This is a genomic window from Flavobacterium endoglycinae, assembly GCF_017352115.1.
Classification (GTDB): Bacteria; Bacteroidota; Bacteroidia; order Flavobacteriales; family Flavobacteriaceae; genus Flavobacterium; species Flavobacterium endoglycinae.
In genome coordinates, this window is the sequence record NZ_CP071448.1 from 1,692,524 (window position 1) to 1,719,521 (window position 26,998).

The 26,998-nt window shown below is 37.6% G+C and carries 9 protein-coding genes; 1 reads left to right on the plus strand and 8 read right to left on the minus strand.

Going from position 1 to position 26,998, the window contains the following annotated elements:
* Positions 1 to 14: 14 nt before the first annotated feature.
* The 5 genes from sov to J0383_RS07345 form a co-directional block, all read right to left on the minus strand.
* A complete protein-coding gene (gene sov / locus J0383_RS07325; RefSeq protein ID WP_207297766.1) occupies positions 15 to 7,220 on the minus strand; it encodes a T9SS outer membrane translocon Sov/SprA in 7,206 nt (2,401 codons plus the stop codon).
* Positions 7,221 to 7,243: 23 nt separating this feature from the next.
* Positions 7,244 to 7,825 (minus strand): Holliday junction branch migration protein RuvA, encoded by a 582-nt coding sequence (ruvA, locus tag J0383_RS07330; protein ID WP_207297767.1) that lies wholly within the window; start codon positions 7,823 to 7,825, stop codon positions 7,244 to 7,246.
* A 79-nt stretch (positions 7,826 to 7,904) separates the two neighbouring features.
* A complete protein-coding gene (locus tag J0383_RS07335) occupies positions 7,905 to 10,196 on the minus strand; it encodes an NADP-dependent malic enzyme (RefSeq protein ID WP_207297768.1) in 2,292 nt (763 codons plus the stop codon).
* A 159-nt stretch (positions 10,197 to 10,355) separates the two neighbouring features.
* Positions 10,356 to 10,781 carry a CBS domain-containing protein gene (locus J0383_RS07340; RefSeq protein ID WP_207297769.1) on the minus strand — a complete coding sequence of 142 codons (426 nt, stop codon included), beginning with the start codon at positions 10,779 to 10,781 and terminating at the stop codon, positions 10,356 to 10,358.
* A 422-nt stretch (positions 10,782 to 11,203) separates the two neighbouring features.
* Positions 11,204 to 11,446, minus strand: a complete 243-nt coding sequence (locus J0383_RS07345; protein ID WP_207297770.1) for a helix-turn-helix domain-containing protein — start codon at positions 11,444 to 11,446, stop codon at positions 11,204 to 11,206.
* An 87-nt stretch (positions 11,447 to 11,533) separates the two neighbouring features.
* On the opposite strand from J0383_RS07345, the gene J0383_RS07350 reads away from it, so the two are divergent.
* Entirely contained in the window at positions 11,534 to 11,854 is a 321-nt protein-coding gene (locus J0383_RS07350) for a hypothetical protein (protein WP_207297771.1), read from the plus strand.
* 67 nt (positions 11,855 to 11,921) lie between these two features.
* Here the strand turns inward: J0383_RS07350 and J0383_RS07355 are convergent, their stop codons facing one another.
* From J0383_RS07355 to J0383_RS07365, 3 genes are read right to left on the minus strand one after another with little or no spacing between them, the layout of a single operon-like run.
* Positions 11,922 to 13,928: an OmpA family protein gene (locus tag J0383_RS07355; protein ID WP_207297772.1), complete on the minus strand. Its 2,007-nt coding sequence runs from the start codon at positions 13,926 to 13,928 to the stop codon at positions 11,922 to 11,924.
* Positions 13,929 to 13,939: 11 nt separating this feature from the next.
* Positions 13,940 to 14,851: a PorP/SprF family type IX secretion system membrane protein gene (locus J0383_RS07360; RefSeq protein ID WP_207297773.1), complete on the minus strand. Its 912-nt coding sequence runs from the start codon at positions 14,849 to 14,851 to the stop codon at positions 13,940 to 13,942.
* A 52-nt stretch (positions 14,852 to 14,903) separates the two neighbouring features.
* The gene (locus J0383_RS07365) at positions 14,904 to 26,996 is read right to left on the minus strand and encodes a T9SS type B sorting domain-containing protein (protein WP_207297774.1); all 12,093 of its coding nucleotides are present in this window, start codon (positions 26,994 to 26,996) and stop codon (positions 14,904 to 14,906) included.
* Between the last annotated feature and the right edge of the window lie 2 nt (positions 26,997 to 26,998).

The following is a 26,998-nucleotide window of genomic DNA, read 5'->3' on the forward strand; positions in this document are numbered from 1 at the left end:
TTGAAAACCTAAATTTAATTTCCGAAATTATAACGAAGTGTAAAGCCCGATCTAATGTTTGTTATTGGAAACGATGTCGAAATAACTGCTTTTGAGAACGAATGATCGTAATAGAAAATTGCCGTTAGGTTTTTACTGAATGAATAATCAGCAGTTAACTTTAACGCCCAGATATTCTGACCTGCCGCCAGCTGATTATTGTCGTAATCTAAATAACGCACTAGAGTTTGATTATTTCTAAATGAGAAATCGGCTTTTATATTAATATCACTTTTAATAATTCCTGTTGGATTGTCTGCCAGTCTTGATGAGAAAATTACATCTTTGAAACGATATCCTAATCCAACTATGTATTCCATTCCTTTTACTTCTGTCAATAAGTTATTATCAAAACTCATCGATAATGCTCTGTCTTTTTTAATTTCCGAAAGAACACGAAGAGAACTTTTCAATTCAAAATCCATTCTAATTAATGGACTGAATTGTTCTACTAAATTGACATTCGACATGATGATCGAATTATAGAAATTGGTATTTACGTCTTGTACTTTTGGCGAGTCGTTGTAATCGAAATTCGATCTAAACTGATTTATAGTATAAGAGGCTCTATAATTATGCTGTAATGAGAAACGTTTAAATTTATCTTTGAAATATTTGTAACGCATTAATCCGTTGTATTTAATACTCCAGTTTGGTATTGGGAAACTTCTAAACACACCTGTTGACGAATTTGACGCATCTGCACCTGTATAGGCCGCTACGAAAGCAGGCAATAATACCGCCTGATTGCTTTTGCTGTAACCAATAGGATATCCTTGATTGGAAACGTAGATATTGTAATTAGGATCTGTTTCAGCCGGAATTGGGTTATTTGCATCTCCATATCTTGGAATCACAACTCCAGATCCGTAATGTTGTTCTGCGAGACGGTTTGCAATTATTAAACGATTATTTCTGAATTCATCAAATGCTGCAGATTCATTTTCGTTACTAGTTGAAAATGCTGTTTTAATTAACACAGTCGAAATTGAGAACATTCCGTAGGTATACGGAGACAATGGCAGATACTCACGTGTTGTGGGATCAACGCTATATTGTTCTGAAGTATTTTCGGAATACGAACGATCCATTGTCAAATCGATTTTTAAATCAGGGAACAAATCAACATTTGCTGTAACTTTTAAAAGTTTATTGGTTACCTGTGTAAAATTCTGGTTGAAATCCTGATACGTAGTCAGCCATCCATTCTTAGCGGCTTCGTAACGAACATCATCCTGACTTCCGAATACAAATCCTAAACTTGGTTTTGAAGTTCCAAAGAAACCAACACCCGGCGTATAACCTGGTAAAACGGTTCCGCTGTTTTTAGTATAGTTAATTTGAACATTTTTAATACTTGTCAATACACCCATCAATCCATCGTAGAACGGACTGCTGGCTGTAACTGGTTTTGCCGTATTTACAATTTTTTCTCCCGGTTTTGGCGGTGCTGCTTGTTTTGGTTTGGCCTGTGCTTTTGCTCCCGGCGTTAATCCTAAATACTTATACAGCGTACCCATATTTAACGTTGTGGTAAGCGTATTAGAATTTGCATTTTGAATTGTATTTCCTAAGTCATACACATTACCGCTATCATCAACATATTCTGAAAATGCTGTTGAAGAACGCTGCCAGCTGTAATCTGCCGTATACGAATAACTTGCTTTTACGAAACTAAAAATTGGGATTTTGTTAATTGGAATTTCATAGTTCAGCACTAATTGTTGTACGTGCTGGTTTGGTGTTCCAATATCCCAATAATCATCCCAAATATTAAAATCTTCTTTTGGCGTATTATCGTTGTTTAAGAAGTTTCTAACAATATTGTTTGAAGCTGCTGTATAATTCAACTTTAATGATTTGGTTAAATTAAAACCAAAACCATATTGATAGTTGAATGCAAAGTTACGTCTGTAAAGCGGATCAAGTCCGATTCCTTCTACATCAACTTGTCTGTATTGCTGACGATTGCTTTGTCTTAAAATATTAGTATTGAAAGAAATATTTGAAGGCAGGTAATTAAAGTTGAAATCGCTTAGCAATTTCCAGTAATCACTTTTCTTCATAAATTTCGTATTCTTCAAAGGAGTTACTTCTTTTGGCTGAAAAGTATATGCATAATTGACAGCAGTATTAGACTGTTCGTCATTGTAATTTTCAACTTCATAATCATGTCTTTCTACTTGATTGTACGATTGTGAAAATGTAAAATTCTCTACATCATATACATGCGGTTTTTGCTCCGGCGCGCGGTCTTTTCTAACTCCAATAAAGTTAATACTTCTGCGTTTTGTATAATCTACAGCACGAGTTCTAATGTTGTCTTTCTCTGCTTGATCTGTTGTTTCTCTTATCAACTGATCTAATTTAATATCCTGATTGAAAGGGTCGTACTCTGGAGTAATTACTTCTTCACCAATTGCATAATTAAATGGCAGGTTGATTCCCCATTTTTTAGGCAGTAATTTTCCTAAATTCAAATTGGTAACAATATTATACTGCTGAACATCTTCTCGATCGCGTTCATTAGCTCCTTGTTCTAAAGACCCGAAACCAATAGTACTTTTTCTTCCTGTTGCCGAAACAGTAGCAAAATCAGCCATATTGGTATCAACATTTAATATCGCTGCCATACCGCCTTTGTTCTCAAGATCGGCTAAACGAAGTTCATTGAACCAAACTTCTCCTTTAATATCTTTATGATCTGCACGGCTTTTTACACCCACCATTAAATTTCGAACTAAACCAAAGTTTGGATTACCCTTAATACCTAAAGTTAATTTACTATCACCATCACCACCGCTTACATCTGGATCATTATCTGGATAGTAAATACCATTCGCATCTCTTTTACTAGAATTGATATCTATGCTCATGGCTTTGATTTTCATTTTAGTAAGCAATTCAAGAGCTAAATCAATATCATTATCTTCTCTCCAAACCTGATCTGCACTTATTGTACATGAACCTCCTGTTGTGGTAACTTTTAATGGAATCTCAATTTGATAGAAGTTTTGCGTAAAGTCATTTCCAATACGAATGAATCCCACCATCTCGTCATCTAATAATGTATTTTCGTTTGGTAAGGATTCTGCGTGAAGGAACATTTTCAGTTTTTTATACTGACGCATATCCACACTTACATTTTTGAAAACCCCTTTTGCATTTTGATACTGTAAACCACTACCTCCTACTCTAACTGCCAACGCCTGTTCATTCTGATTGATAACGGTATTGTTATTATACAATTGTTCTCTTCGAACTCCCGGAGGCATTACATAATTAACCGGACATTTGGTTCCGTTTTCCTGAATGTTTACAGCTGCAACATCAAACTCAACTCCATCAGTAGTTGGATTTTGATAATTAGCATCTAATACTCCTGTATATTTTCTCCATTCTCCTCTTACTAAATCTAAAGCCCCAAAACGCATTGTCATTTGTCCGTTAAATCCAGTCATAAACATACGCATGAAACGAATAGATCTAAAATCGGTAATATTTCCAACTGTATTTTTAGGCTGCGAAACTGGTATTTTAAACTGAATCCATCTTGCATTTGTAGTTCCTCCGTTAGGAAGTTCAACATTACTTACTTCACGAATATCTGTAATATAGTTTTCCCCAACCTGCATTCCCGGTTTTACATCAATACTGTATTCATAATATGCATTAATAGTACTCATCGTATTATCACGGTTGATGTCCTCAACATCTGGAAGTGTAGTCGAACCACGATTAGGATCACTTATACTTACGGCTGAGTTTCCTTCTGTACCATTATAGTTTTTATAACGTTCTAAAACACCGCCATCAGTATTTAAATAATAGGTATAATCATCTGCCGCTGGATCAGATTCTCCTGCATAGTTTGTATACACAGAACCTTCTCTTGAGCTTGGAAGTCCATCTAAACCAACGTCCTGATTTTTTCTATTATCAGCATTGGTATCAAATGCATAAATCAAAGATTGCGATGCTGGAACATCTCCCCAAATAGGCTGTGGATTTACCATTACCTGATCAGGTCCTAATCCATTTTCGTATTGTTTTCTTCCATCTTTCAAAATATCTTCAGAGATTTCACCTAAGTTGAAGTATATTTTACCTGTATTATTACCCGCCGCCTGCGAATTTCCCACATAAGGATCAAGTACCCAAAACTGGATATACTCTACATTTCCCTGCTCAAAATTGGTTGAATTTAAAGCACGCATAATACCTCCAAAATTAGTTGAAGGATCACTCGATCCAAAACTTGGATTATTATTATATGGTCCTCTTTCAGATGGATAATACGTTAAATCAAGTGTATTGACCACTTGAATTTGCCCTTGTGCAATATCGGTATTTGGATATAACTCACGACTATAAATCCGTCTTGTAGTATTTAGAGACAAATCATCGTTTGAAATTCCAGAAGGTTTTGAAGAATAAAAAACAGGGTCAATGGTATACCATGATAGTTTCGCTCTCTTAAAACCATAATCTAAAGTGCTGAAATTTCCATTAAAGGTATTATCATTTATATTACCTACTAATGGCGTAGATGACAAACTCCAAGCATACGCCGAACGCATATCGATAGTAGACTGTGATCCTTCAAAATCATCTACATAAATAGTAGCTTCTCCTTGAAAGTCACTTGCCTTTGGAGCATCTGGTTTTAAAAATGCAACTTCTCCTCTAATTGAAAGGTTAGAAGGAACATCGGTATCTATATTTGGAAGTTTATTTGCTAATCTGGTTAAGAAAGGAACTTCTGTTGAATAATTTCCGTTAAATCCAAAAATCGTATTGTTTACTGATTCCTGACCATAAGTCGATTTTTGAGTAAACGGTCTTTCGGTCATTTTTAAATAAGTACCACCAACTACAAATTTATCGGAAATTTTGTGCTCAACATTGAATCCCATAAATCTTCGGGTTTGTTGTCCAAAAATTGAATTATTTTCCAACGAAACTTCAATTGGCGTATTTGATGCTTGTAAAGAAGGATCCAAAATCTGAACTCTTCCTAACTGATAATCGACACTATAATCAATTCCTTCTACCAGCACTCTTCCTGCCGCTGTTACAACAACAGATCCCTGCGGTACATTGAATGCTCCAATTGGAATACCGTTACTTCCTGATGATTTGTATTTTCCTCTCAGTAAGTATTTGTTTTTATCACTGTCTTGTAAAGCTCCCGACTGGGTGTTACGATACATGTTTCTAAACACATATTTTCTCTGGTTTGCATTGTAGGTACCTGGATCGTTATAGGATTGTCCAGCACCATCTTGTAACTTATTAAAGATAAGCTCTCCAAAAGGCTCTTTTGTGGTAAAGATAATACGTCCGTTTTGTACATCGACTGTAATTCCCGGAACATAATCGAAGAAACCGTCTCCGCCCGTCTGTGGATCATTATTGTAATTTAAGCGATCCAGATTAAAGACATTCAACAAAGGGGTATCTGTCAATTTCATGTCTGGTGCAGGATTTGTTGGAAAAGTAGATCCCTGAACCGGAGTAATATAATTTATAGGTGAAGGATCTGTATATAAAATGTTCAGCCTAAAATCGTCTTGTTTTAATTGATATGCCTGTGGAATTTGGTAAACGTTTTTCATCATCAGGTTCCAAACCGGATTGGTTACGTTTGTCAAGTTACTTTTCAGCATTTTTAATACTAAACTTTGAGAAATAACCGCCTGATTTCCGTTGCCATTTCCTGTTACCACGGTTGCATCGGCACCATTGCTGGCAAATTCCCCAACTTGGTATACTTTTCCTCCAACTGTATATTCAAAGGCAACTGCTAGAATTTCATCATTTGCCAAACGTTGCTGCAAAGAGATATATCCTAACTGTGCATTAAAGGTATATTCGTTTGTGGTTAATTTACGGGCATTTTCTAAAATAGAGTAATCGGTTGCTTCGCTGATATTAGCAATATTAAAACCAGATTTTGCTGTTGCAATTTCTCTAATATTTGAATTTAAATACGATCCTGATTGACCAATTGTTGTGGGATCGTATTTGTTGTTGTTATTATTCGTTGGCGAATCAATTGGGTTATTGAAAAATCCCGCTGTTGTACCAATAACAACGACTTCATTATCTGGAATTCCTGTAATCTGGGCTTCTCCTAAATCCTGAAGTGCTATAATGTTTCGTAAGTTGTTGCTTGTTGTAGTTACACGGTTTTGTTTATTGGTTACCCAGACTTCAAGTCTCGTTATCTGTACACGGCTATCAATAAACGGATAGTTTCTTAATGAGTTGTCGTATTTGTTTCTAAAATACTGCGAAAGGAAAAAGTGTCGGTCGTTGTCATAGTCTAAGGCATAGAGGTCAAAGTTCTGAACTGTACCTCCATTTTCTGCCACAACACTTTTAGTTTGTGATTTTTGTTCTGAGAAAACCCCTGTAATGGTTGTTCTTCCAAATTGCAATTGTGTTTTTACCCCAAATAAACTCTGCGCTCCGCGAATTAAGGTACTGTTAAGCGGCATGCTTACGTTACCAACCTCAACTTTTTGAATAATATCGTCTTCTGAAGGTGTATAAGCCAGTTTGAATAGGTTTTGGAAGGCAAATGTTGATTGGGTGTCGTAATTGGCATTCACTTCTAAACGTGTACCAATTTTCCCCATTAAACTCATACTGATACGCTGATCGAAGTCGAAAGTAAGACTTGAACGGTTACGTGGTGAGAATGCGGGATTATCTTGTTTGGTATAACGCAAACCTAAGTCCATTTCTACGGAACCAGTAGGTTTTACATCGATTGTATTGCTTCCGAAGATGCTTTCAAAGAGACTTGAGTTGATATAATATCTTGGTAATAAGTCTTTTTTGGCTGCTGCGGTATTGTTTTTCTTTCCGTCGATTGCATCAGATTTTTTTCTGAAATAATCTCTTCTTGCTTCTTTCAGAACTAAATTTTCATATTCCTGTCTTGTTAATACAAGCGGATAATCAATTGAAAAGCCATCAACTGATTTTGTGTAAATGTATCGATCTGTAGCGGGATCATATTTATAACCTGAAAGTACGCTTGGAGGATTTTCCAATTCCAATTTCCCAACAGAAAACTGAGTCTTGGTTGTATCTTGAACCGCTGGATTTACTTGTGATCGTATAACATTACCACAAAATAAAACCAGTAAAAAAATACAAATTTTACGCATACAATTGGTTATCAAAAGTGAGTTTATAAGCTTTTCAAAGCCTTTTTAATGATCGTTTCGACAGTAGCTTCCGGATCTTCTTTTACGATTCTTTCCACTACTTTTTCAGAAGTTTTTCTAACAAATCCTAAAACTTCCAAAGCAGATAACGCTTCATCTCGATTTGTATTGTTTTGAACTATAGAAACTTCGTCTAAATCATACAATTTTAACACTTTTTCTTTCAGATCAAGTATTACTCTTTGTGCGGTTTTGTTTCCAATTCCTTTTATAGACTGGATTATACCAACATCGCCTGATGCGATTGCATTAATTATTTGTTTGGGTTCTATTGAAGAAAGCATTGTTCGTGCAATACCTGCTCCTATTCCTGAAACCGAAATAAGCATTCTAAATATCTCTCGTTCAGACTTTTCTACAAAACCATATAAAGTATGCGCATCTTCTTTTATTTGAAGATGCGTATACAGTTTTATATAATCAGCATTCGGAATTAATGAAAAAGTATGTAAAGAAATATTTACGTGGTATCCCACCCCGCCGCAATCAATTACAACTTCTGTGGGATTTTTTTCAACTAATTTCCCCTGCAAATGTGCTATCATAGTATAAATTATAAAGATCAAATATAATAAAAATGCAATAAAATTAAGACAATATTAATTGATCCTTATTTTATTTGTACTATTGCGCTAATTTGTTCTTTTTATTCTCTTTTTCCTGAGCGTCAATAACAGCAATAGCTGCCATGTTTACCATTTCTTCAACGCTTGCTCCTAATTGGAAAATGTGGACTGGTTTACCCATTCCCATCATAATTGGCCCAATAGAAGCTGATTTGTTCAATTCTTTCATCAACTTATAGGTGATGTTAGCCGACTCTAAATTAGGGAATATCAGTGTATTTACTTTTTTACCTGCTAACTTAGAGAATGGGAATTTTTCTTGAAGCATTTCAGAATTTAATGCAAAGTCTGCTTGAATTTCACCATCTACGACCATCTCTGGGTGATTTTTGTGTAAATAAGCAACTGCATCTCTCACTTTCGCTGCATTCTGATGGGTAGATGATCCAAAGTTTGAGTACGAAACCATTGCAATTACAGGCTCAATTCCGAACATTTTTGCTGTTTTAGCGGTCATAAGTGCAATGTTTACTAAATCTTCAGATGAAGGATTGATGTTGATTGCAGTGTCTGACAAGAACATTGGTCCACGAGTTGTAAGCATCATATTGGCAGTTGCTACAAGTGAAGCTCCGTGTGCTTTTTCAATTAACTGAAGCATTGGTTTTACCACACTTGGATAACTTCTTGAATAACCTGTAACTACAGCATCAGCCTCTCCTTCGTTTACCATCATAGCTGCGTAATAGTTTCTTTCGCGCATAAATTTCTCTGCGTCAAGTTTAGAAACACCTCTGCGTCCTCTTGATTCCCAGAATGATTGTGCAAATCTATTACGTCTTTCTTCTTCGCTATCTGTTTTTGGATCGATGATTTCCAGTTCAGCATCAAAACCTAATTCAGCTTTTAATTCTAAAATAGTATCTCTGTTTCCTAATAAAATAGGGAAACCAATTCCGTCTTCGTAAACGATTTGGGCTGCTTTTAATACATTTAACTGATCTGCTTCAGCAAAAACAACTCGTTTAGGATCTAACTTAGCACGGTTTGTAATTAAACGCACCATTTTGTTGTCGTTACCCATGCGCTCGCGAAGTGTATCTTCGTAAGCGGCCCAGTCTGTAATAGGATTTTTTGCTACTCCAGATTCCATTGCTGCTTTTGCAACTGCAGGTGCTACAACGGTAATCAATCTAGGATCGAATGGTTTTGGAATGATATATTCTTGTCCGAAACCAAGTTTTGTGGCTCCATAAGCTACGTTAACTTGTTCTGGCACTGGTTCTTTTGCTAAAATGGCCAAAGCTTTTACAGCAGCCATTTTCATTTCTTCGTTAATTTTGCTGGCACGAACGTCTAAAGCTCCTCTAAAAATATATGGGAAACCAAGAACGTTGTTTACCTGATTAGGAAAATCTGAACGTCCCGTAGCCATAATAACGTCTTTACGAGTTTCTACAGCCAGATTATAATCGATTTCAGGATTTGGATTTGCCATTGCGAAAACGATAGGATTATCGTTCATCGTTAGTAACATTTCTGGAGATAAAATATTTCCTGAAGATAATCCGATGAAAACATCTGATCCTTTTACAGCATCTGCTAGAGCAATTTGGCCGCCTTCAACAGCGTATTTTAATTGTAAATCAGAAAGTGAAGGATTGTCTTTTGTTAAAAGTCCTTTACTGTTGTACATTAAGATGTTTTCTACTTTTACACCTAATGAAACGTATAAATCAGTACAAGCGATTGCTGCAGATCCTGCTCCTGAAACTACCATTTTTACATCTTCGGCTTTTTTTCCTGCTAATTCTAAAGCATTGATTAAGGCTGCAGAAGAAATAATTGCAGTTCCGTGCTGATCGTCGTGCATTACCGGAATGTTTAATTCTTCGATAAGTCTTCTTTCGATTTCGAAAGATTCCGGTGCTTTGATATCTTCAAGATTGATTCCTCCAAAAGTTGGAGCAATATTTTTTACAGTCTGAATGAATTCTTCCACGTTTTTAGTATCGATTTCGATATCAAAAACGTCAATATCAGAGAATATCTTAAACAATAAACCTTTTCCCTCCATTACAGGTTTTCCTGCTTCAGGGCCTATGTCTCCCAGACCTAAAACAGCTGTACCGTTTGAAATTACGGCAACTAAATTCCCTTTTGCAGTATATTTATAAACATCTTCAATGTTTTCTGCAATTGCTAAACAAGGCTCTGCAACTCCTGGCGAATATGCCAACGATAAGTCTCTCTGGGTTGCGTATTTTTTTGTTGGAACTACCTGAATTTTTCCTGGAGTTGGCTCTGCGTGATACAGTAATGCCTCTCTTTTTTTACTCTCTTTGTTCATTATTTTAGCTTTTATTCTAGCTTACAAAGATATAAGTCTTACTTTAAAAAGGGACTTTTTATTGATGCTTTCTTTTGTTAAAATATATTATAGAAGTCTATTCAAAAAAAATAGTCCCGCTAAATACGGGACCATTTTTAATGTTAGTATTCAATATCTCTATTGAGAAATGTAAGAATTTAAATGTTGGATGGTATCTTTTTGAATTTCAATGATTGCCTTAACAACGTCGCTAATCGAAATTATACCTACTACAATTCCATCTTCTAAAACAGGTAAATGTCGGATTCGTTTAGAACTCATGAGTTCCATGCAGTCATCAATATTATTTGACAATCCTACAGAAAAAACATTGCTTTCCATGATTTCGCTTACATAAGTTTCTTTTGAAGATTTGTCTTTTAAAACAATTTTTCGCGCATAATCTCTTTCAGACAAAATCCCTTTTAAATCGGTTCCGTCGATAATGAGAATGGCTCCAATGTTTTTTTCGCCCATTACTTTTAAAGCTTCATAAACGGTTGTAGTTGTACGTACCGAATAAACATTTTTCCCTTTTGCTTTTAGTATTTGATCTACAGTCATATCTGAAAAATTTTATTTTCATAAAGTTAAAACAAAAAGAAATACGATTCGCAACGAAATCGATTTTTTAAAACATAACACATTCATTTTAAACATTATAACGAATATCTAAAATTTCAAAAAACATCTTCTAAAAAAAGAAAACATTTACAAGGTTTTTTTATGAAAAATTAGATTTTTTAACTTTTAAATGTTTTTTGTAAATAATATTTGAATTTATGTAGTCCCTACGGGACAAATGTGAGGGATAGATTTGTGTTATGGTTTTTGTGGATATATTTTTTTTTCTACCGATATATAATCTCTACGAGATATTCCGATAGGAACTTAATATCGGTAGAAAAATAATATTCCTCCATTTTAAAATACCCCGTAGGGATTATGTAGATATTTGGATTTTATTTTTTTAATCTGAAAATAAATTATTGATTTTCTGAAAATATTTGACCTATTAAAGTACCAGCTTCTATTTTCAATGAATCAGCTATTGAAAAAAGTAAACTAATGGTAATATTTTGTTCTCCTTTTTCAATTCGTTGAATAGTTCTTACATCAACATTGCATAATGTTGACAATTGTTCTTGCGTAATATTTTCTTTTCCTCTGAGTTGTTTTATCAATAAACCTAATCTGATAATCTCTAACTCGTATTTGTTATTTTCCACAAATCAAATCTATTAAACAGCGAAAAAAAACGGCACGACATATATGTCGTGTTTAAAATATAATCATACATTTGCCAAAAAAATATCATGAAAACCAATGAAATTCAAAATTTAGAACACCTTAGAAAATTGATTAACATCTATTTCCGTAAACTAAAATCATCTCATGACCAATCAGGAAATAATATTGCTGAAATTAAATTTGTCAATTATTATGAATTGGGTTGTGTTATAACCAATTTGCTAAAAATGTGCATTTTGGCATTGGATCATGAACCTGCTAAAAAACAATCTATTAATGTGTCTTTAATTTTAGAAACGGTTTTAGAAATGTTTCCGTTAGATGAATTTGAGTTTTTGAGCGAAATAAGTGAAATGTACATTTCGGATTCTAATGGTATTGAATAATATGTTTTCAGAATAAAAAATCAATTTAACAAAAAAGGACTGTATTTCGATACAGTCCTTTTTTATATTACATACTAACGATTATGAATTCGCTTCGTCTGTTTTGCTGATGTTCTTTTTCGGTACATTTTACACCATCGGCACATTTATTTACCAATTGTGTTTCTCCGTATCCTTTTGCTGTTAAACGTCCTGCATCGATTCCTTTGCTTATCAGCCAGTCTTTTGTAGATTGTGCTCTTTTGTCTGATAAAATCTGATTGCTTTCAGTTGATGAACGGCTGTCGGTATGCGAACGAATATCTACTTTTATGGTTGGATATTGTTTTAGCATATCTACCATTTTTTGCAATTTAGGTTCTGAATCTTTTCTGATTGTTGCTTTTCCTAAATCGAAAAAGTTCATTGGTATGTTTAACAGTTTTGCTAAATCGGTTCCAATCGTGATATTGACTTTAACTGGTTTGATTGAATTTGCTTTTATTACTACCGGCATTGCTTTTACAATTGGTTTTGGTTTCTTCTCTAAAGCAATTGGCATTACCACTGAACCGGTAGATTTTTTAACGGCAAATGAAACTTCTTTTGGCAGATATTCATCTTTCGAACTTCTAATGAAATATTTTTTACCACATTTTACATTCAAGAAAATATAATTTCCGTTTGCATCTGTTTTTGCTTCTACTGGAGTTACTTTTCCTGCTTCATCAAATAAAACCAAAGTTACATTTGCAAGTACCTCGCCTGTTTCTTGATCTGTAACAGTTCCTGAAACTTGCTGCTCGCAGATTAATCTTCTGTTTTCTGTAAAACGGTAAACATCGTCTAATCCGTGTCCACCGTCTCTGTTTGAAGAGAAAAATCCGTTTCTGTTTTTGCTGTTAATCATAAAAGCAAAATCATCTTGTTTGCTGTTTATTGGTTCTCCAACATTTTGTACTTCTTCAAAAGTTCCTTCTTTAGAAATTTTCGAAACGTAAATATCAAGTCCACCAAGTCCAGGTCTTCCGTCGGTTGCGAAATACAGTTCGTTTTCTTCTGAAATAAATGGGAAAGTTTCTCTTCCTTCTGTATTAATTTCCGATCCTAAATTTTCTGGTGTGCTATACGTTCCGTCGGCTAGAATATTCACTTTAAATAAATCTGAAAGTCCTAACGTTCCCGGCATATCTGATGCAAAGTACAATATTTTTTCATCTGTACTTAATGCCGGATGTGCTACACTATATTCGTCGCTATTGAAAGGAAGTTCTTGAATATCTTTCCATTCACCATCAATAAATGTCGCTTTGTATAGTTTTAAAAATGTAATTTTATTTTCATTTTGTCTTCTTTTACCGTTTACAGAATTGTTTCGGGTAAAGTACATTGTTTTTCCATCTTTTGTAAAAACTGGAGTCGACTGGTTAAGGTTTACTTCTAGGTTTCTCTTATGAAAAAATACGGGTTCATCAATACTTCCGTCGTTATTAAGCTTAACGGTATACAAAGTCGAAATGGCTTTATTAGTCCATTTGAAATTTTTCTTAACAATCGAACCTGTATCTCTGGCTGATGTAAAAACTAATTTATTGTCTAAAATAGTGCTTCCGTAATCAGAATCGGCAGAGTTAACTCCGGCATCTGCAATATCAAAACGGCCTGAGTTTCCTTTGATATCTTCAAGGTAGCTTTTGTTTTTTAAGAATAAAATGGCTCTTGAATCCTGCGGTGCTTTTTGGCTGAATTTATCTAGAGCTTCGTCTGCTCTAGTGTAATTTCCGTCTGCTTTTAAACACTGTGAATATTTGTATAAATACTCGGCTTCTTGGTTTTCATTTATATTGAATAACTCTTTATAGTATACAAGGGCTTGTTTTAATTCGCCAATGAAGTAGTAAGAATTTCCAAGTCTTTGAAATATTCTTTCTTCCTTAACTCCTTTTTTTACTAGCTTTTCATATGCGTTTATAGCATCTGCGTAAGCGTAACTATCGTATTTTTTGTCTGCACTTTCTATACTTGCTGTTTGGGCATTTGCATTGAAGAAAAAGCAAAAGAACAAAAAGAAATAAAGTAATTTTTTCATCTTCATATTTTAATCGATTAAAAGAATCTTGGTGAAGTAAGTTTGTTATAGTTATTGAAGAAATCAAAACGAAGGAAAACTTCATGCGATCCTGAATTGTATCTTCTTAACTGTGTCGTTTCGTGATCATAACCATATCCTATATACATTCCTCTTGAAACTTGAAATCCTGCCATTGCACTAACCGATGCACTCCAACGATAGGCCACACCTACTACAAATTTGTCGTTGAACATGAAGTTTCCTGAAACGTCTACTTGAAGCGGCGCTCCTTCTACCATTTTGGTTAATAAAGCTGGTTTGAATTTTATGTATTCTAAGTGATCTAAATTGAACACATAACCTGCCATGAAATAGTAGTTTATTTTTTCTTTGAAAATAGCTGTATCATTATCATCGTAACGGCTTGTTTCGATAAAATTAGGAACTGATAATCCTAAATACGCACGGTCTGAATGCCAGTAAATACCAGCACCAATATTTGGTGTAAACTTGTTTTTTAAATCTTGAAACTGCGGATCGTCTTGATCTTCATAACTCAATTTATTAGCATCAAGGTTAAACATGTTTGCCGTTGCCTTAATACCAAACGATAGTTTAAATGATTCTGAAGTTGGAACGCTATACGATAAATCTGCCGACAAAGTGTTTTCATTTGTTGGTCCGATTTTATCATTTACCAGCGAAACTCCTAATCCTAAATTACTGTTGTTTAAAGGAGTATTTATCGAAAAGGTGCTTGTTTTTGGAGCTCCGTCAAGTCCAATCCATTGGGTACGATACAATCCGAAAGCACTTAATACACCGCGTGAACCTGCGTAAGCGGGATTGATTTCGATTGTGTTATACATGTATTGTGTGAATTGGGCATCTTGCTGCGCTGAACACACTACTGTAAAAAACATGAAAATTAAAACTAATTTTTTCATTTATAAGAGTTTTAAAAACGGCCTAGCTTTTACTAAGCCGTTTGTATTTTTTTTATTTATTGATATATAAATAACCTGATTTTTCGTGAGCGTTAGAACCGCTGTCTTTATATTTTAGGATATAGAAATAAGTTCCTACCGGCAATCCTTCCGATTGTTTCATAGTGGTACGTCCTTCAGAATATCCTTTAAATACTCTATCTTCATTGTTATAACCGTCTTTTTCGAAAACCAGAACTCCCCAACGGTTGTAAATTTCTACCGTGTTATCAGGGTAACATCCAATTCCCTGAATGTAGAATCGTTCGTTTTTCTGATCGCCATTTGGAGAGAAAGCATTTAGAACTCTAATCTCACATCCTTTCAATGAAGTTACTGTTGGTTTGTCTCCATTTAAACCTTCATCATCTGAGATATCTTCTACAACAACTCCTCTTGCACTGTTTCCTTTAACACTAGCTTGGTTAGTAACTTTTTCGTTGTTAATATCCGTTTGTGTTATTTTATAAACTGCACTAAAGTTTGTATTGTTTGATTCTCCGACTGCTAAATCAATTGCATCTCCAGAAACTTTTACTCCTGGAAGAGGATCGCTGATTGTTACTCCTTTTAATGGTACATTTCCTGTATTGGTTACTTCAAATTTGTAAGTAATCGTTTCTCCTGGATCTGCATTATTATTATTGTTCTCGTCATTAAATACTGCCGTCTTAATGATTGCAATTGCTGGAACTTCTACAAATACATGCACAACTGCTGTACTACAGTTCGTTGGATTTGCTTTTTCGCAAACTTGATACACTAGATCGTATGTTTTGCCTGGTGTATTTGGTTTAACATTTACTGTTCCATCTGCATTAAACTCGAAATTTGAATCGCCTGATAGGTTTGTGATAATTACATCGATTGGATTAATCGGTTGTCCGTTTAATAAGTCATTATCCAGAACATTTACAAATTCAAGTGATCCGTTTATACCATCTACTGATACCAGAACGTCATCTGTTAAGACAAGCGGCAATGTCGGGTTAACCGGAGTGCCAGAGTTTTGCACTACCACATTTACAGTTGCCTGACTACAGTTTGATGTATTAGCAGCTTCGCAAATTTGGTATGTTAACTGATACATTCCAGAAGGTGTTCCTGCTTTTACATCTACAGTACCATCTGCATTTAAGATCAGATTTGCATTTGGAAGGACTGTACTTAAAATGACGTCTGCTGGGTTAACTTTAACTCCGTTTAAGGTATCATTATTAAATACATTTATTCCTGTGCTTAGTCCTTTTGTAGCGTCTACTGCTGCTGCAGAATCATTATTAGCCTGAATGGTAAAAGTTGGTTTCGCATTACATTGTCCCGATGGCAATGGATAGGTTACAGAAACAGTTTCTGTTGGGTTTAATGAAAACTCCATTCTAACTGCTGGTCTTGTATTTTCGAATCCATCTGCACCTTCTGCCCATTGACCGTTTGTTAATACCCATCCTGGCCAGTCTGTTCCATTTCCGTTTGCATCTACTGTTGCTCCCGGCCATAAAATAGTACCGCTTAACGGTTGGTTTACCTGAGTTGCTACTACATTATTTGCACTATCAATCCATTTAATGGTTAATAGATTTGCTGCTGTAAAGTTATCCGGCACAACACTGTAATTAACATAAGGAACGTTGTTTGAACAATAACTATTTGCTGTTATTGTCATAGTTGGTTCTTCAACTGTTACTTTTACTGAAGCTGAACTACAATTTGATGGATTTGCTTTTTCACAAATCTGATATACCAATTCGTACGTTCCTCTTGGCGTGTTTGGCGCTAATGTAACTGTTCCATCAGGGTTTAATGTTAAATAGCCCGTTGGATCTGGTGTTATTATAGTAAGATTCACATCAGCTGGTACTAATGGTAATCCATTATTTAAGTCGTTATTAAAAATGTTGATAACAGTCTGCGGCTGATTGATTCCAACAACTGATGCTACTACATCTGGAACTGCTTGTAAAGTTCCTCCTGCTGGAGCATTTACTACAACTTTTGAAATCGCAGTATCGCAATTTGTTGGATTTGTAATTTCACAAATGCTGTATTGAATATCATAAATTCCAGCTGGTGTGTTTGGTCCTACTGTTACAGTTCCGTCTGCGTTTAATGTGAAACCTGCCGGAATATTTATTCCTGTTAATTTCACCTGTCCGTTGTTTGTTCCAATAACTGCCTGAACTCCGTTTAAGGTATCGCCTGCAATTACAGAACTTGTTGTTGTACCTCCTGTACTTCCACTAATTGATGGCGCAAGTGTTTCGGCTACAGCGTCAATTACCGGCGGTGCAACTGTTACCGTTACTGTGTTTGAACTGCAATTTCCTGGGTTCAGTTTTTCACAGATTGTATATGTAAGTTCGTAAGTTCCTGCTGGTGCATTAGCTCCAAGAGTTAATGTTCCGTCGGGGTTCAATGTTAAATATCCTTTTGGATCCGGAGTTGAAACTGCCAGCGTTACATCTGAAGGATTTAAAGCCGTTCCGTTTTTAGTATCATTCGTAAATACATTTGTTCCTAATGTCTGCGGTGTATTTGATCCTGTAACCGATGGAATAATATCGGCATTCGCAATCAATGTTCCTGCCGAAACCGGCACTGTTGAAATCACGGCATCACAGTTTGAAGGATTTGTAATTTCACAGATGCTGTATTCAACACTGTAATTTCCTGCCGGCGTGTTTGGTGCCACTGTTACAGTTCCGTCTGCATTTAGAGTTAATCCTGAAGGAACTGAAATTCCAGTTAATTTCACATTTCCAGCTGCTGTTCCGATTACAACAGGGTTTCCGTTTAAAGTGTCATTTGCTGTTAATGAAGCTGTCGTGCCTCCTGCATTTCCGTTTACCGCTGCTGTAGTTTCGGTTACTGCATCAATTACAGGCGCACCAACAGTTACCGTTACAGTATTTGAACTGCAGTTTCCTGGGTTCAGTTTTTCACAGATCGTGTATGTTAATTCATAAGTTCCAGCCGGAGGATTTGCTCCAAGAGTTAATGTTCCGTCAGGGTTCAATATTAAATATCCTTTTGGATCCGGAGTTGAAACTGCCAGCGTTATATCTGACGGATTTAAAGCCGTTCCGTTTTTAGTATCATTTGTAAATACATTTGTTCCTAATGTCTGCGGTGTATTTGATCCTGTAACCGATGGAATAATATCAGCATTCGCAATCAATGTTCCTGCCGAAACCGGTACTGTTGAAATCACGGCATCACAGTTTGAAGGATTCGTAATTTCGCAGATCTGGTATTCCACATCGTATGTTCCCGAAGGCGTGTTTGGTGCAACTGTTACCGTTCCGTCTGCGTTTAGTGTTAATCCTGAAGGTACATTTACCGCTGTTAATTTTACATTCCCGGCTGCTGTTCCAATCACAATAGGATTTCCGTTTAAAGTGTCATTTGCTGTAAGCGGAGCTGTCGTTCCTCCTGTATTTCCGTTTACTGATGCTGTAGTTTCAGTTACTGCATCAATTACAGGCGCACCAACAGTTACCGTTACAGTATTTGAACTGCAGTTTCCTGGGTTCAGTTTTTCACAGATCGTGTATGTTAATTCATAAGTTCCAGCCGGAGGATTTGCTCCAAGAGTTAATGTTCCGTCCGGGTTCAATGTTAAATATCCTTTTGGATCCGGAGTTGAAACTGCCAGAGTTACATCTGACGGATTTAAAGCCGTTCCGTTTTTAGTATCATTCGTAAATACATTTGTTCCTAATGTCTGCGGTGTATTTGATCCTGTAACTGATGGAATAATATCAGCATTCGCAATCAATGTTCCTGCAGAAACCGGTACTGTTGAAATCACGGCATCACAGTTTGAAGGATTCGTAATTTCACAGATGCTGTATTCAATACTGTAATTTCCTGCCGGCGTGTTTGGTGCTACTGTTACCGTTCCGTCTGCGTTTAGTGTTAATCCTGAAGGAACTGAAATTCCAGTTAATTTTACATTCCCGGCTGCTGTTCCGATTACAACAGGGTTTCCGTTTAAAGTGTCATTTGCTGTAAGCGGAGCTGTTGTTCCTCCTGTATTTCCGTTTACTGATGCTGTAGTTTCGGTTACTGCATCGATCACTGCGGCGTCCACAACCACTTTTGAGACCACGGCATCACAGTTTGAAGGATTCGTAATTTCGCAGATGCTGTATTCCACATCGTATGTTCCCGCAGGCGTGTTCGCTGCCACTGTTACCGTTCCGTCTGCGTTTAGTGTTAATCCTGAAGGTACATTTACCACAGTTAATTTTACATTTCCGGCTGCTGTCCCGATCACAACAGGATTTCCATTTAAGGTGTCATTTGCTGTTAATGAAGCCGTTGTACCTCCAGTGTTTCCGTTTACCGCTGCTGTAGTTTCGGTTACTGCATCGATCACTGCTGCGTCCACAACCACTTTTGAGATTACGGCATCACAGTTTGAAGGATTCATAATTTCACAGATGCTGTATTCCACATCATATGTTCCCGCAGGCGTGTTTGGTGCCACTGTTACCGTTCCGTCTGCGTTTAGTGTTAATCCTGAAGGTACATTTACCGCTGTTAATTTTACATTCCCGGCTGCTGTTCCGATTACAACAGGGTTTCCGTTTAAGGTGTCATTTGCTGTTAATGAAGCTGTCGTTCCTCCTGTATTTCCGTTTACCGCTGCTGTAGTTTCGGTTACTGCATCGATCACTGCTGCGTCCACAACCACTTTTGAGATTACGGCATCACAGTTTGAAGGATTCGTAATTTCACAGATGCTGTATTCCACATCGTATGTTCCCGCAGGCGTGTTTGGTGCCACTGTTACCGTTCCGTCTGCATTTAAGGTTAATCCTGATGGTACATTTACCGCAGTTAATTTTACATTTCCGGCTGCTGTTCCTATCACAACAGGATTTCCGTTTAAGGTGTCATTTGCTGTTAATGAAGCCGTTGTGCCTCCAGTGTTTCCGTTTACGGATACTGTAGTTTCAGTTACTGCATCAATCACTGCTGCGTCCACTACTACTTTTGAGACCACGGCATCACAGTTTGAAGGATTCGTAATTTCGCAGATGCTGTATTCCACATCGTATGTTCCCGCAGGCGTGTTCGCTGCCACTGTTACCGTTCCGTCTGCGTTTAGTGTTAATCCTGAAGGAACTGAAATTCCGTTTAATTTTACATTCCCGGCTGCTGTCCCGATCACAACAGGATTTCCGTTTAAGGTGTCATTTGCTGTTAATGAAGCTGTCGTGCCTCCAGTGTTTCCGTTTACTGCTGCTGTAGTTTCAGTTACTGCATCGATCACTGCTGCGTCCACAACCACTTTTGAGATTACGGCATCACAGTTTGAAGGATTCGTAATTTCACAGATGCTGTATTCCACATCGTATGTTCCCGCAGGCGTGTTTGGTGCCACTGTTACCGTTCCGTCTGCATTTAAGGTTAATCCTGATGGTACATTTACCGCAGTTAATTTTACATTTCCGGCTGCTGTTCCGATTACAACAGGATTTCCGTTTAAAGTGTCATTTACTGTTAATGAAGCTGTCGTTCCTCCTGCATTTCCGTTTACTGCTGCTGTAGTTTCGGTTACTGCATCAATAACTGCTGCGTCCACAACCACTTTTGAGATTACGGCATCACAGTTTGAAGGATTCGTAATTTCGCAGATCTGGTATTCCACATCGTATGTTCCCGAAGGCGTGTTTGGTGCAACTGTTACCGTTCCGTCTGCGTTTAGTGTTAATCCTGAAGGTACATTTACCGCTGTTAATTTTACATTCCCGGCTGCTGTTCCGATTACAACAGGGTTTCCGTTTAAGGTGTCATTTACTGTTAATGAAGCTGTCGTTCCTCCTGTATTTCCGTTTACCGCTGCTGTAGTTTCAGTTACTGCATCAATTACAGGCGCACCAACAGTTACCGTTACAGTATTTGAACTGCAGTTTCCTGGGTTCAGTTTTTCACAGATCGTGTATGTTAATTCATAAGTTCCAGCCGGAGGATTTGCTCCAATAGTCAGTGTTCCGTCTGGGTTCAATGTTAAATATCCTTTTGGATCCGGAGTTGAAACTGCCAGAGTTACATCTGACGGATTTAAAGCCGTTCCGTTTTTAGTATCATTTGTAAATACATTTGTTCCTAATGTCTGCGGTGTATTTAATCCTGTAACTGATGGAATAATATCAGCATTCGCAATCAATGTTCCTGCCGAAACCAGCACTGTTGAAATCACGGCATCACAGTTTGAAGGATTGGTAATTTCGCAGATGCTGTATTCAACACTGTAATTTCCTTCAGGCGTGTTCGGTGCCACTGTTACCGTTCCGTCTGCGTTTAGTGTTAATCCTGAAGGAACTGAAATTCCAGTTAATTTTACATTTCCGGCTGCTGTTCCGATCACAGCAGGATTTCCGTTTAAGGTGTCATTTACTGTTAATGAAGCTGTTGTGCCTCCCGTATTTCCGTTTACTGATGCTGTAGTTTCAGTTACCGCATCGATCACTGCTGCGTCCACAACTACTTGTGAGACCACGGCATCACAGTTTGAAGGATTCGTAATTTCGCAGATCTGGTATTCCACATCGTATGTTCCCGCAGGCGTGTTTGGTGCCGCTGTTACCGTTCCGTGTGCATTTAGTGTTAATCCTGATGGAACTGAAATTCCGGTTAATTTTACATTCCCGGCTGCTGTCCCGATTACAACAGGGTTTCCGTTTAAGGTGTCATTTGCTGTTAATGAAGCTGTCGTTCCTCCTGTATTTCCGTTTACCGCTGCTGTAGTTTCAGTTACTGCATCGATCACTGCTGCGTCCACAACCACTTTTGAGATTACGGCATCACAGTTTGAAGGATTCGTAATTTCACAGATGCTGTATTCCACATCGTATGTTCCCGCAGGCGTGTTTGGTGCCGCTGTTACCGTTCCGTCTGCGTTTAGTGTTAATCCTGATGGAACTGAAATTCCGGTTAATTTTACATTCCCGGCTGCTGTCCCGATCACAACAGGGTTTCCGTTTAAAGTGTCATTTGCTGTAAGCGGAGCCGTTGTTCCTCCTGCATTTCCGTTTACTGATGCTGTAGTTTCGGTTACCGCATCAATCACTGCGGCGTCCACAACCACTTTTGAGATTACGGCATCACAGTTTGAAGGATTCGTAATTTCACAGATGCTGTATTCCACGTCGTATATTCCCGCAGGCGTGTTCGCTGCAACTGTTACCGTTCCGTCTGCATTTAGTGTTAATCCTGATGGAACTGAAATTCCGGTTAATTTTACATTCCCGGCTGCTGTTCCAATCACAGCAGGGTTTCCGTTTAAGGTGTCATTTGCTGTAAGCGGAGCTGTAGTTCCTCCTGTATTTCCGTTTACTGATGCTGTAGTTTCAGTTACCGCATCAATCACTGGTGTATCCACAGTCACTCTCACAACATTTGAACTGCAGTTTGATGTTGCGAATTTTTCACAAATCGTATAAGTAAGTTCGTAAGTATCTGCTGGTGCATTTGCTCCAAGAGTTACTGTTCCGTCTGCATTTAATGTTAAATATCCTTTTGGATCTGCAACAGATGTAGTTAGATTTACATCTGACGGATTTAAAGCAGTTCCATTTTTTGTATCATTTGTAAATACATTAATGGCTAATGTTTGAGATATGTTTGATGCCAAAATTGAACTTACTGTATCAATATTTGCAATTAAATTATTTTTTACTTCAACTGTAGCATCAGCTGTTTTGCAATTTGCAGGATTTGCTCCTGTTTCGCAAATTTCATACGTAATTGTATAGGTGCCAGATACAGTATTTGCCGCAAGAGTCAATACTCCATCTGCATCAACACTTAATGGGCCAGTTGTTTTTGGTGTTACATCAGTATTCGTAGAAGTAACTGCTGCGCCATTTAAAGTATCATTTGTTGTTACATTTCCAACAGTAATAATTGTTGAACCAGATGCTTGTTGTGCGTAACTGTTATCTGTATTAGCACATAAAATAGAGTTAACAACAATAGTAGTACTTCCCGAAGTACAGCCGTTTGCTGATGCTGTAAGTGTATAGCTTCCTGCAGGTGCTGTTACTGTATTTCCGGTGCGCGTCACTCCTGCTGACGGAGTAACTGTATAAGTATTATTTGAATCGTAATTCGTAATAGTAAAACTTCCCGTTGCTGTCGAGCAGGTAGGCTGTGTAACTGAACTCAGCGTCGGCACTGCCGGTGTAGCAGGCTGTGCATTAACTACAGCTGACGAAGAAGATGAAGAAGTACAGCCGTTTGCTGATGCTGTAAGTGTATAGCTTCCTGCCGGCGCTGTAACTGTATTTCCGGTGCGCGTCACTCCTGCTGACGGAGTAACTGTATAAGTATTATTTGAATCGTAATTCGTAATAGTAAAACTTCCCGTTGCTGTCGAGCAGGTAGGCTGTGTAACTGAACTCAGCGTCGGCACTGCCGGTGTAGCAGGCTGTGCATTAACTGCAGCTACTGAAGAAGATGACGAAGTACAGCCGTTTGTCGATGCTGTAAGTGTATAGCTTCCTGCAGGTGCTGTAACTGTATTTCCTGTGCGTGTCACTCCTGCTGAAGGAGTAACTGTATAAGTATTATTTGAATCGTAATTCGTAATAGTAAAACTTCCCGTTGCTGTCGAGCAGGTAGGCTGTGTAACTGAACTCAGCGTCGGCACTGCCGGTGTAGCAGGCTGTGCATTAACTGCAGCTGCCGAAGAAGATGACGAAGTACAGCCGTTTGCTGATGCTGTAAGTGTATAGCTTCCTGCAGGTGCTGTAACTGTATTTCCAGTGCGCGTCACTCCTGCTGAAGGAGTAACTGTATAAGTATTATTTGAATCGTAATTCGTAATAGTAAAACTTCCCGTTGCTGTCGAGCAGGTAGGCTGTGTAACTGAACTCAGCGTCGGCACTGCCGGTGTAGCAGGCTGTGCATTAACTGCAGCTGCCGAAGAAGATGACGAAGTACAGCCGTTTGCTGATGCTGTAAGTGTATAGCTTCCTGCCGGTGCTGTAACTGTATTTCCTGTGCGCGTCACTCCTGCTGACGGAGTAACCGCATAAGTATTATTTGAATCGTAGTTGGTAATAGTAAAACTTCCTGTAGCTGTCGAACAGGTAGGCTGTGTAACTGAACTCAGCGTCGGAACAGCCGGTGTAGCAGGCTGTGCATTAACTACAGCTGCCGAAGAAGATGACGAAGTACAGCCGTTTGCTGATGCTGTAATTGTATAACTTCCTGCCGGTGCTGTAACTGTATTTCCGGTGCGCGTCACTCCTGCTGACGGAGTAACCGCATAAGTATTATTTGAATCGTAGTTCGTAATAGTAAAACTTCCTGTTGCTGTCGAACAGGTAGGCTGGGTTACTGAACTCAGCGTCGGCACTGCCGGTGTAGCAGGCTGTGCATTAACTACAGCTGCCGAAGAAGATGACGAAGTACAGCCGTTTGCTGATGCTGTAAGTGTGTAGCTTCCTGCTGGTGCTGTTACTGTATTTCCGGTGCGTGTTACGCCTGCTGACGGAGTAACCGCATAAGTATTATTTGAATCGTAGTTGGTAATAGTAAAACTTCCTGTTGCTGTCGAGCAGGTAGGCTGTGTAACTGAACTTAATGTTGGAGTAACTGGATTTGCTTTAGTGCTAACATTAACAGTATTACTAGTAGCTGTACAATTTGCAGCATTAGTTGCAATTACATAATAACCATTTGCAGCTGTAAGACCAGACCATGTTAATGCTGCTCCAGTACCAGATTTAGACGCTTGAACTGCTGTATTTGATGCATTAAATAATTGGTAATTTACACCACTAACAGAAGTTGAAGAGGTAATTGTTCCATCTCCTCCAGGAGAAACACAAATAGTACTTCCTGTTAATCCCAATGCAGTTGGATTTGCAGTTGTAGCAACATTTACTGTATTACTTGTAGAAGAACAGCTAGTTGAAGTGTTAGTTCCAATAACATAGTAACCTGTTCCTGCTGCAAGACCTGACCACGTTAAAGCTGATCCAGTTCCTGCTTTTGCAGTTTGTACAACTGTATTACTTGAATTATATAATTGATAATTTACACCACTAGCAGAAGTTGATGATGTAATTGTTCCATTACCTCCTGGTGATACACAAATGGTACTTCCTGTCAAGGCAAGAGCAACTGTTATCGCTTTAGGAGTTGTAGATACACTTGCTGAGTTATTTGCTGTATTACTATCTGGAGTAGAAGCTGGTAAAGAAGCAGTAGTATTATGCGATCCCGTTGCATTTACTGTTGCAATAATTTTTAATGTAGCAACAGCAGAAGGATCTAAATCCCCAATACTCCATACTCCTGTAGTCGAATTATAGGCTCCTACTGAAACTGTTGAACTTGAATAAGTATAACCTGAAGGCAGTAGATCATTTAAAGAAACCCCAGTAGCATTATTCAAACCTAAATTACTGACTTTAACAGTAAATTCAACGTTAGAATTTACACATGGCGTAGCATTATCTACTGTATTAGTCACACCTAAGTCAGTACATAATGTTACCGAAACTGGTTTAGACTGTGTCAATGATCCACATGCTAATGTCGAAGATACTGAATAAGATCCTGTTTTAGTAGCTGTATAAGTATCGGAATTAGCACCAGTGATGGCTGTTCCGTTATAATACCATTGATATGGAGCAAATCCAGAAGGAGTAGTTAAAGTTGCTGAACTATTAGTACATCCTCCGCCAGAAATATAAGTTACGGTTGGATCTTCAGGCTGTACGGCAAAATTTGAGAAAAAACCCGCCATTGAGAATCCTCCAGATTGCTGTACTATCGAAACAGTAAGCTTAGAATTACTTGCAATTGAAAGTACATTTGGACTTCCGATTTGTACACTATTAAAATTTATTAAATACCAACCTGTTGAACCTACTTGATAACGAGCTCCAACGCCAGATATAGTAGCAATGTTAGTTCCATTTACAGTAACAACATCTGTAGCACTTCTTAAGAGTATGTATCCAAAATAATCTAATGTTCCTGAATTGTAATCTCTAAATTTTGCTGTTTCAATAAAATTAGATCCTCCACATTCAGAAACGGGTGCAATTGTTGATATATCAACTTCACAATTTTGTGCCGTTCCTGAGTATACCGCTACTCTTTTATCAGCAATGATATGAGATGCTGTAAAATTGGTATTAGAAACACCATTCACGAAAGTGTAAAAATTTCCTGCTTGCGCAAGAGTAATCGTGTTTGTAGACGATAAAGTTCCAGTTGTAGTGTAACTTTCTATCGTTACAGTTGTATTATCTTTTGTAGCTACAACTGTAGTCTGCTCCGCTGTATTATTTCCAGTTCCTCTTTCTAAAAAATATTCTGTTCCTAAAACTGCTTCAGGAGGAAGCTGATTATAAGCACTATCTCCACAACCACCAGGAGTATCAATCGCTGCCGATGTATTCATTACGGCTGGATTTGATGATTCGACCAATGTTCCAATTGCGGCTTTAAACAAATAACTTTGTCCCGCATTTAAGGTAGCTGTAACCACATTATTTATCTTAACTACTGTATTATTAACAGTAGCCATAATGCTGTAAATAGGTCTTTGATCACCAAGACCACCAAAATTTCCAAGCGAACCATCTCTATAATATCCTACTCTAAATCGTATCCCAAGTCCTGCATCACCAAAACTTGTTAAGGCTGCATTACCTTTAATATCTTGATCACTACCGTCTCCGCCCAAGGCATCAGATGCAACGTTTCTTAAGTTTATAGATACTGGAGCAGTTCCTGTTACAATTAAACCAGCCGCATTTAAAACGGTGTTTAGTGCAAATGGTTTCGCTGCACTTGGAAGTCCGGTAAATCTGTAAACAGCAGGAGTACCTTTTACTGCCGTTAAATTTGCAACTACTGTTCCATCACTTTTAGCCAGAACAATGTTTACTGTTGAAGTTGAATTAGTTGCTATTACAATTTCATTTGCTTTACTAAAATATTGCCACGGTGCTGGAGCAATATAATGCTTAGTATAAAATTGCGCTGAGGCGGTAAAGCCTAATAGCAAGAAAAATAAAACAAGAAAATTAGGTTTAGACGATTTAAACCAACTAAAAGTAAAGTTACGCATAG

Excerpts from the sequence above, each read along its gene's own strand:
- sov (WP_207297766.1), bottom strand. The coding sequence starts at position 7,220 with ATGCGTAAAATTTGTATTTTTTTACTGGTTTTATTTTGTGGTAATGTT.
- ruvA (WP_207297767.1), bottom strand. The coding sequence starts at position 7,825 with ATGATAGCACATTTGCAGGGGAAATTAGTTGAAAAAAATCCCACAGAA.
- J0383_RS07335 (WP_207297768.1), bottom strand. The coding sequence starts at position 10,196 with ATGAACAAAGAGAGTAAAAAAAGAGAGGCATTACTGTATCACGCAGAG.
- J0383_RS07340 (WP_207297769.1), bottom strand. The coding sequence starts at position 10,781 with ATGACTGTAGATCAAATACTAAAAGCAAAAGGGAAAAATGTTTATTCG.
- J0383_RS07350 (WP_207297771.1), top strand. The coding sequence starts at position 11,534 with ATGAAAACCAATGAAATTCAAAATTTAGAACACCTTAGAAAATTGATT.
- J0383_RS07355 (WP_207297772.1), bottom strand. The coding sequence starts at position 13,928 with ATGAAGATGAAAAAATTACTTTATTTCTTTTTGTTCTTTTGCTTTTTC.
- J0383_RS07360 (WP_207297773.1), bottom strand. The coding sequence starts at position 14,851 with ATGAAAAAATTAGTTTTAATTTTCATGTTTTTTACAGTAGTGTGTTCA.
- J0383_RS07365 (WP_207297774.1), bottom strand. The coding sequence starts at position 26,996 with ATGCGTAACTTTACTTTTAGTTGGTTTAAATCGTCTAAACCTAATTTT.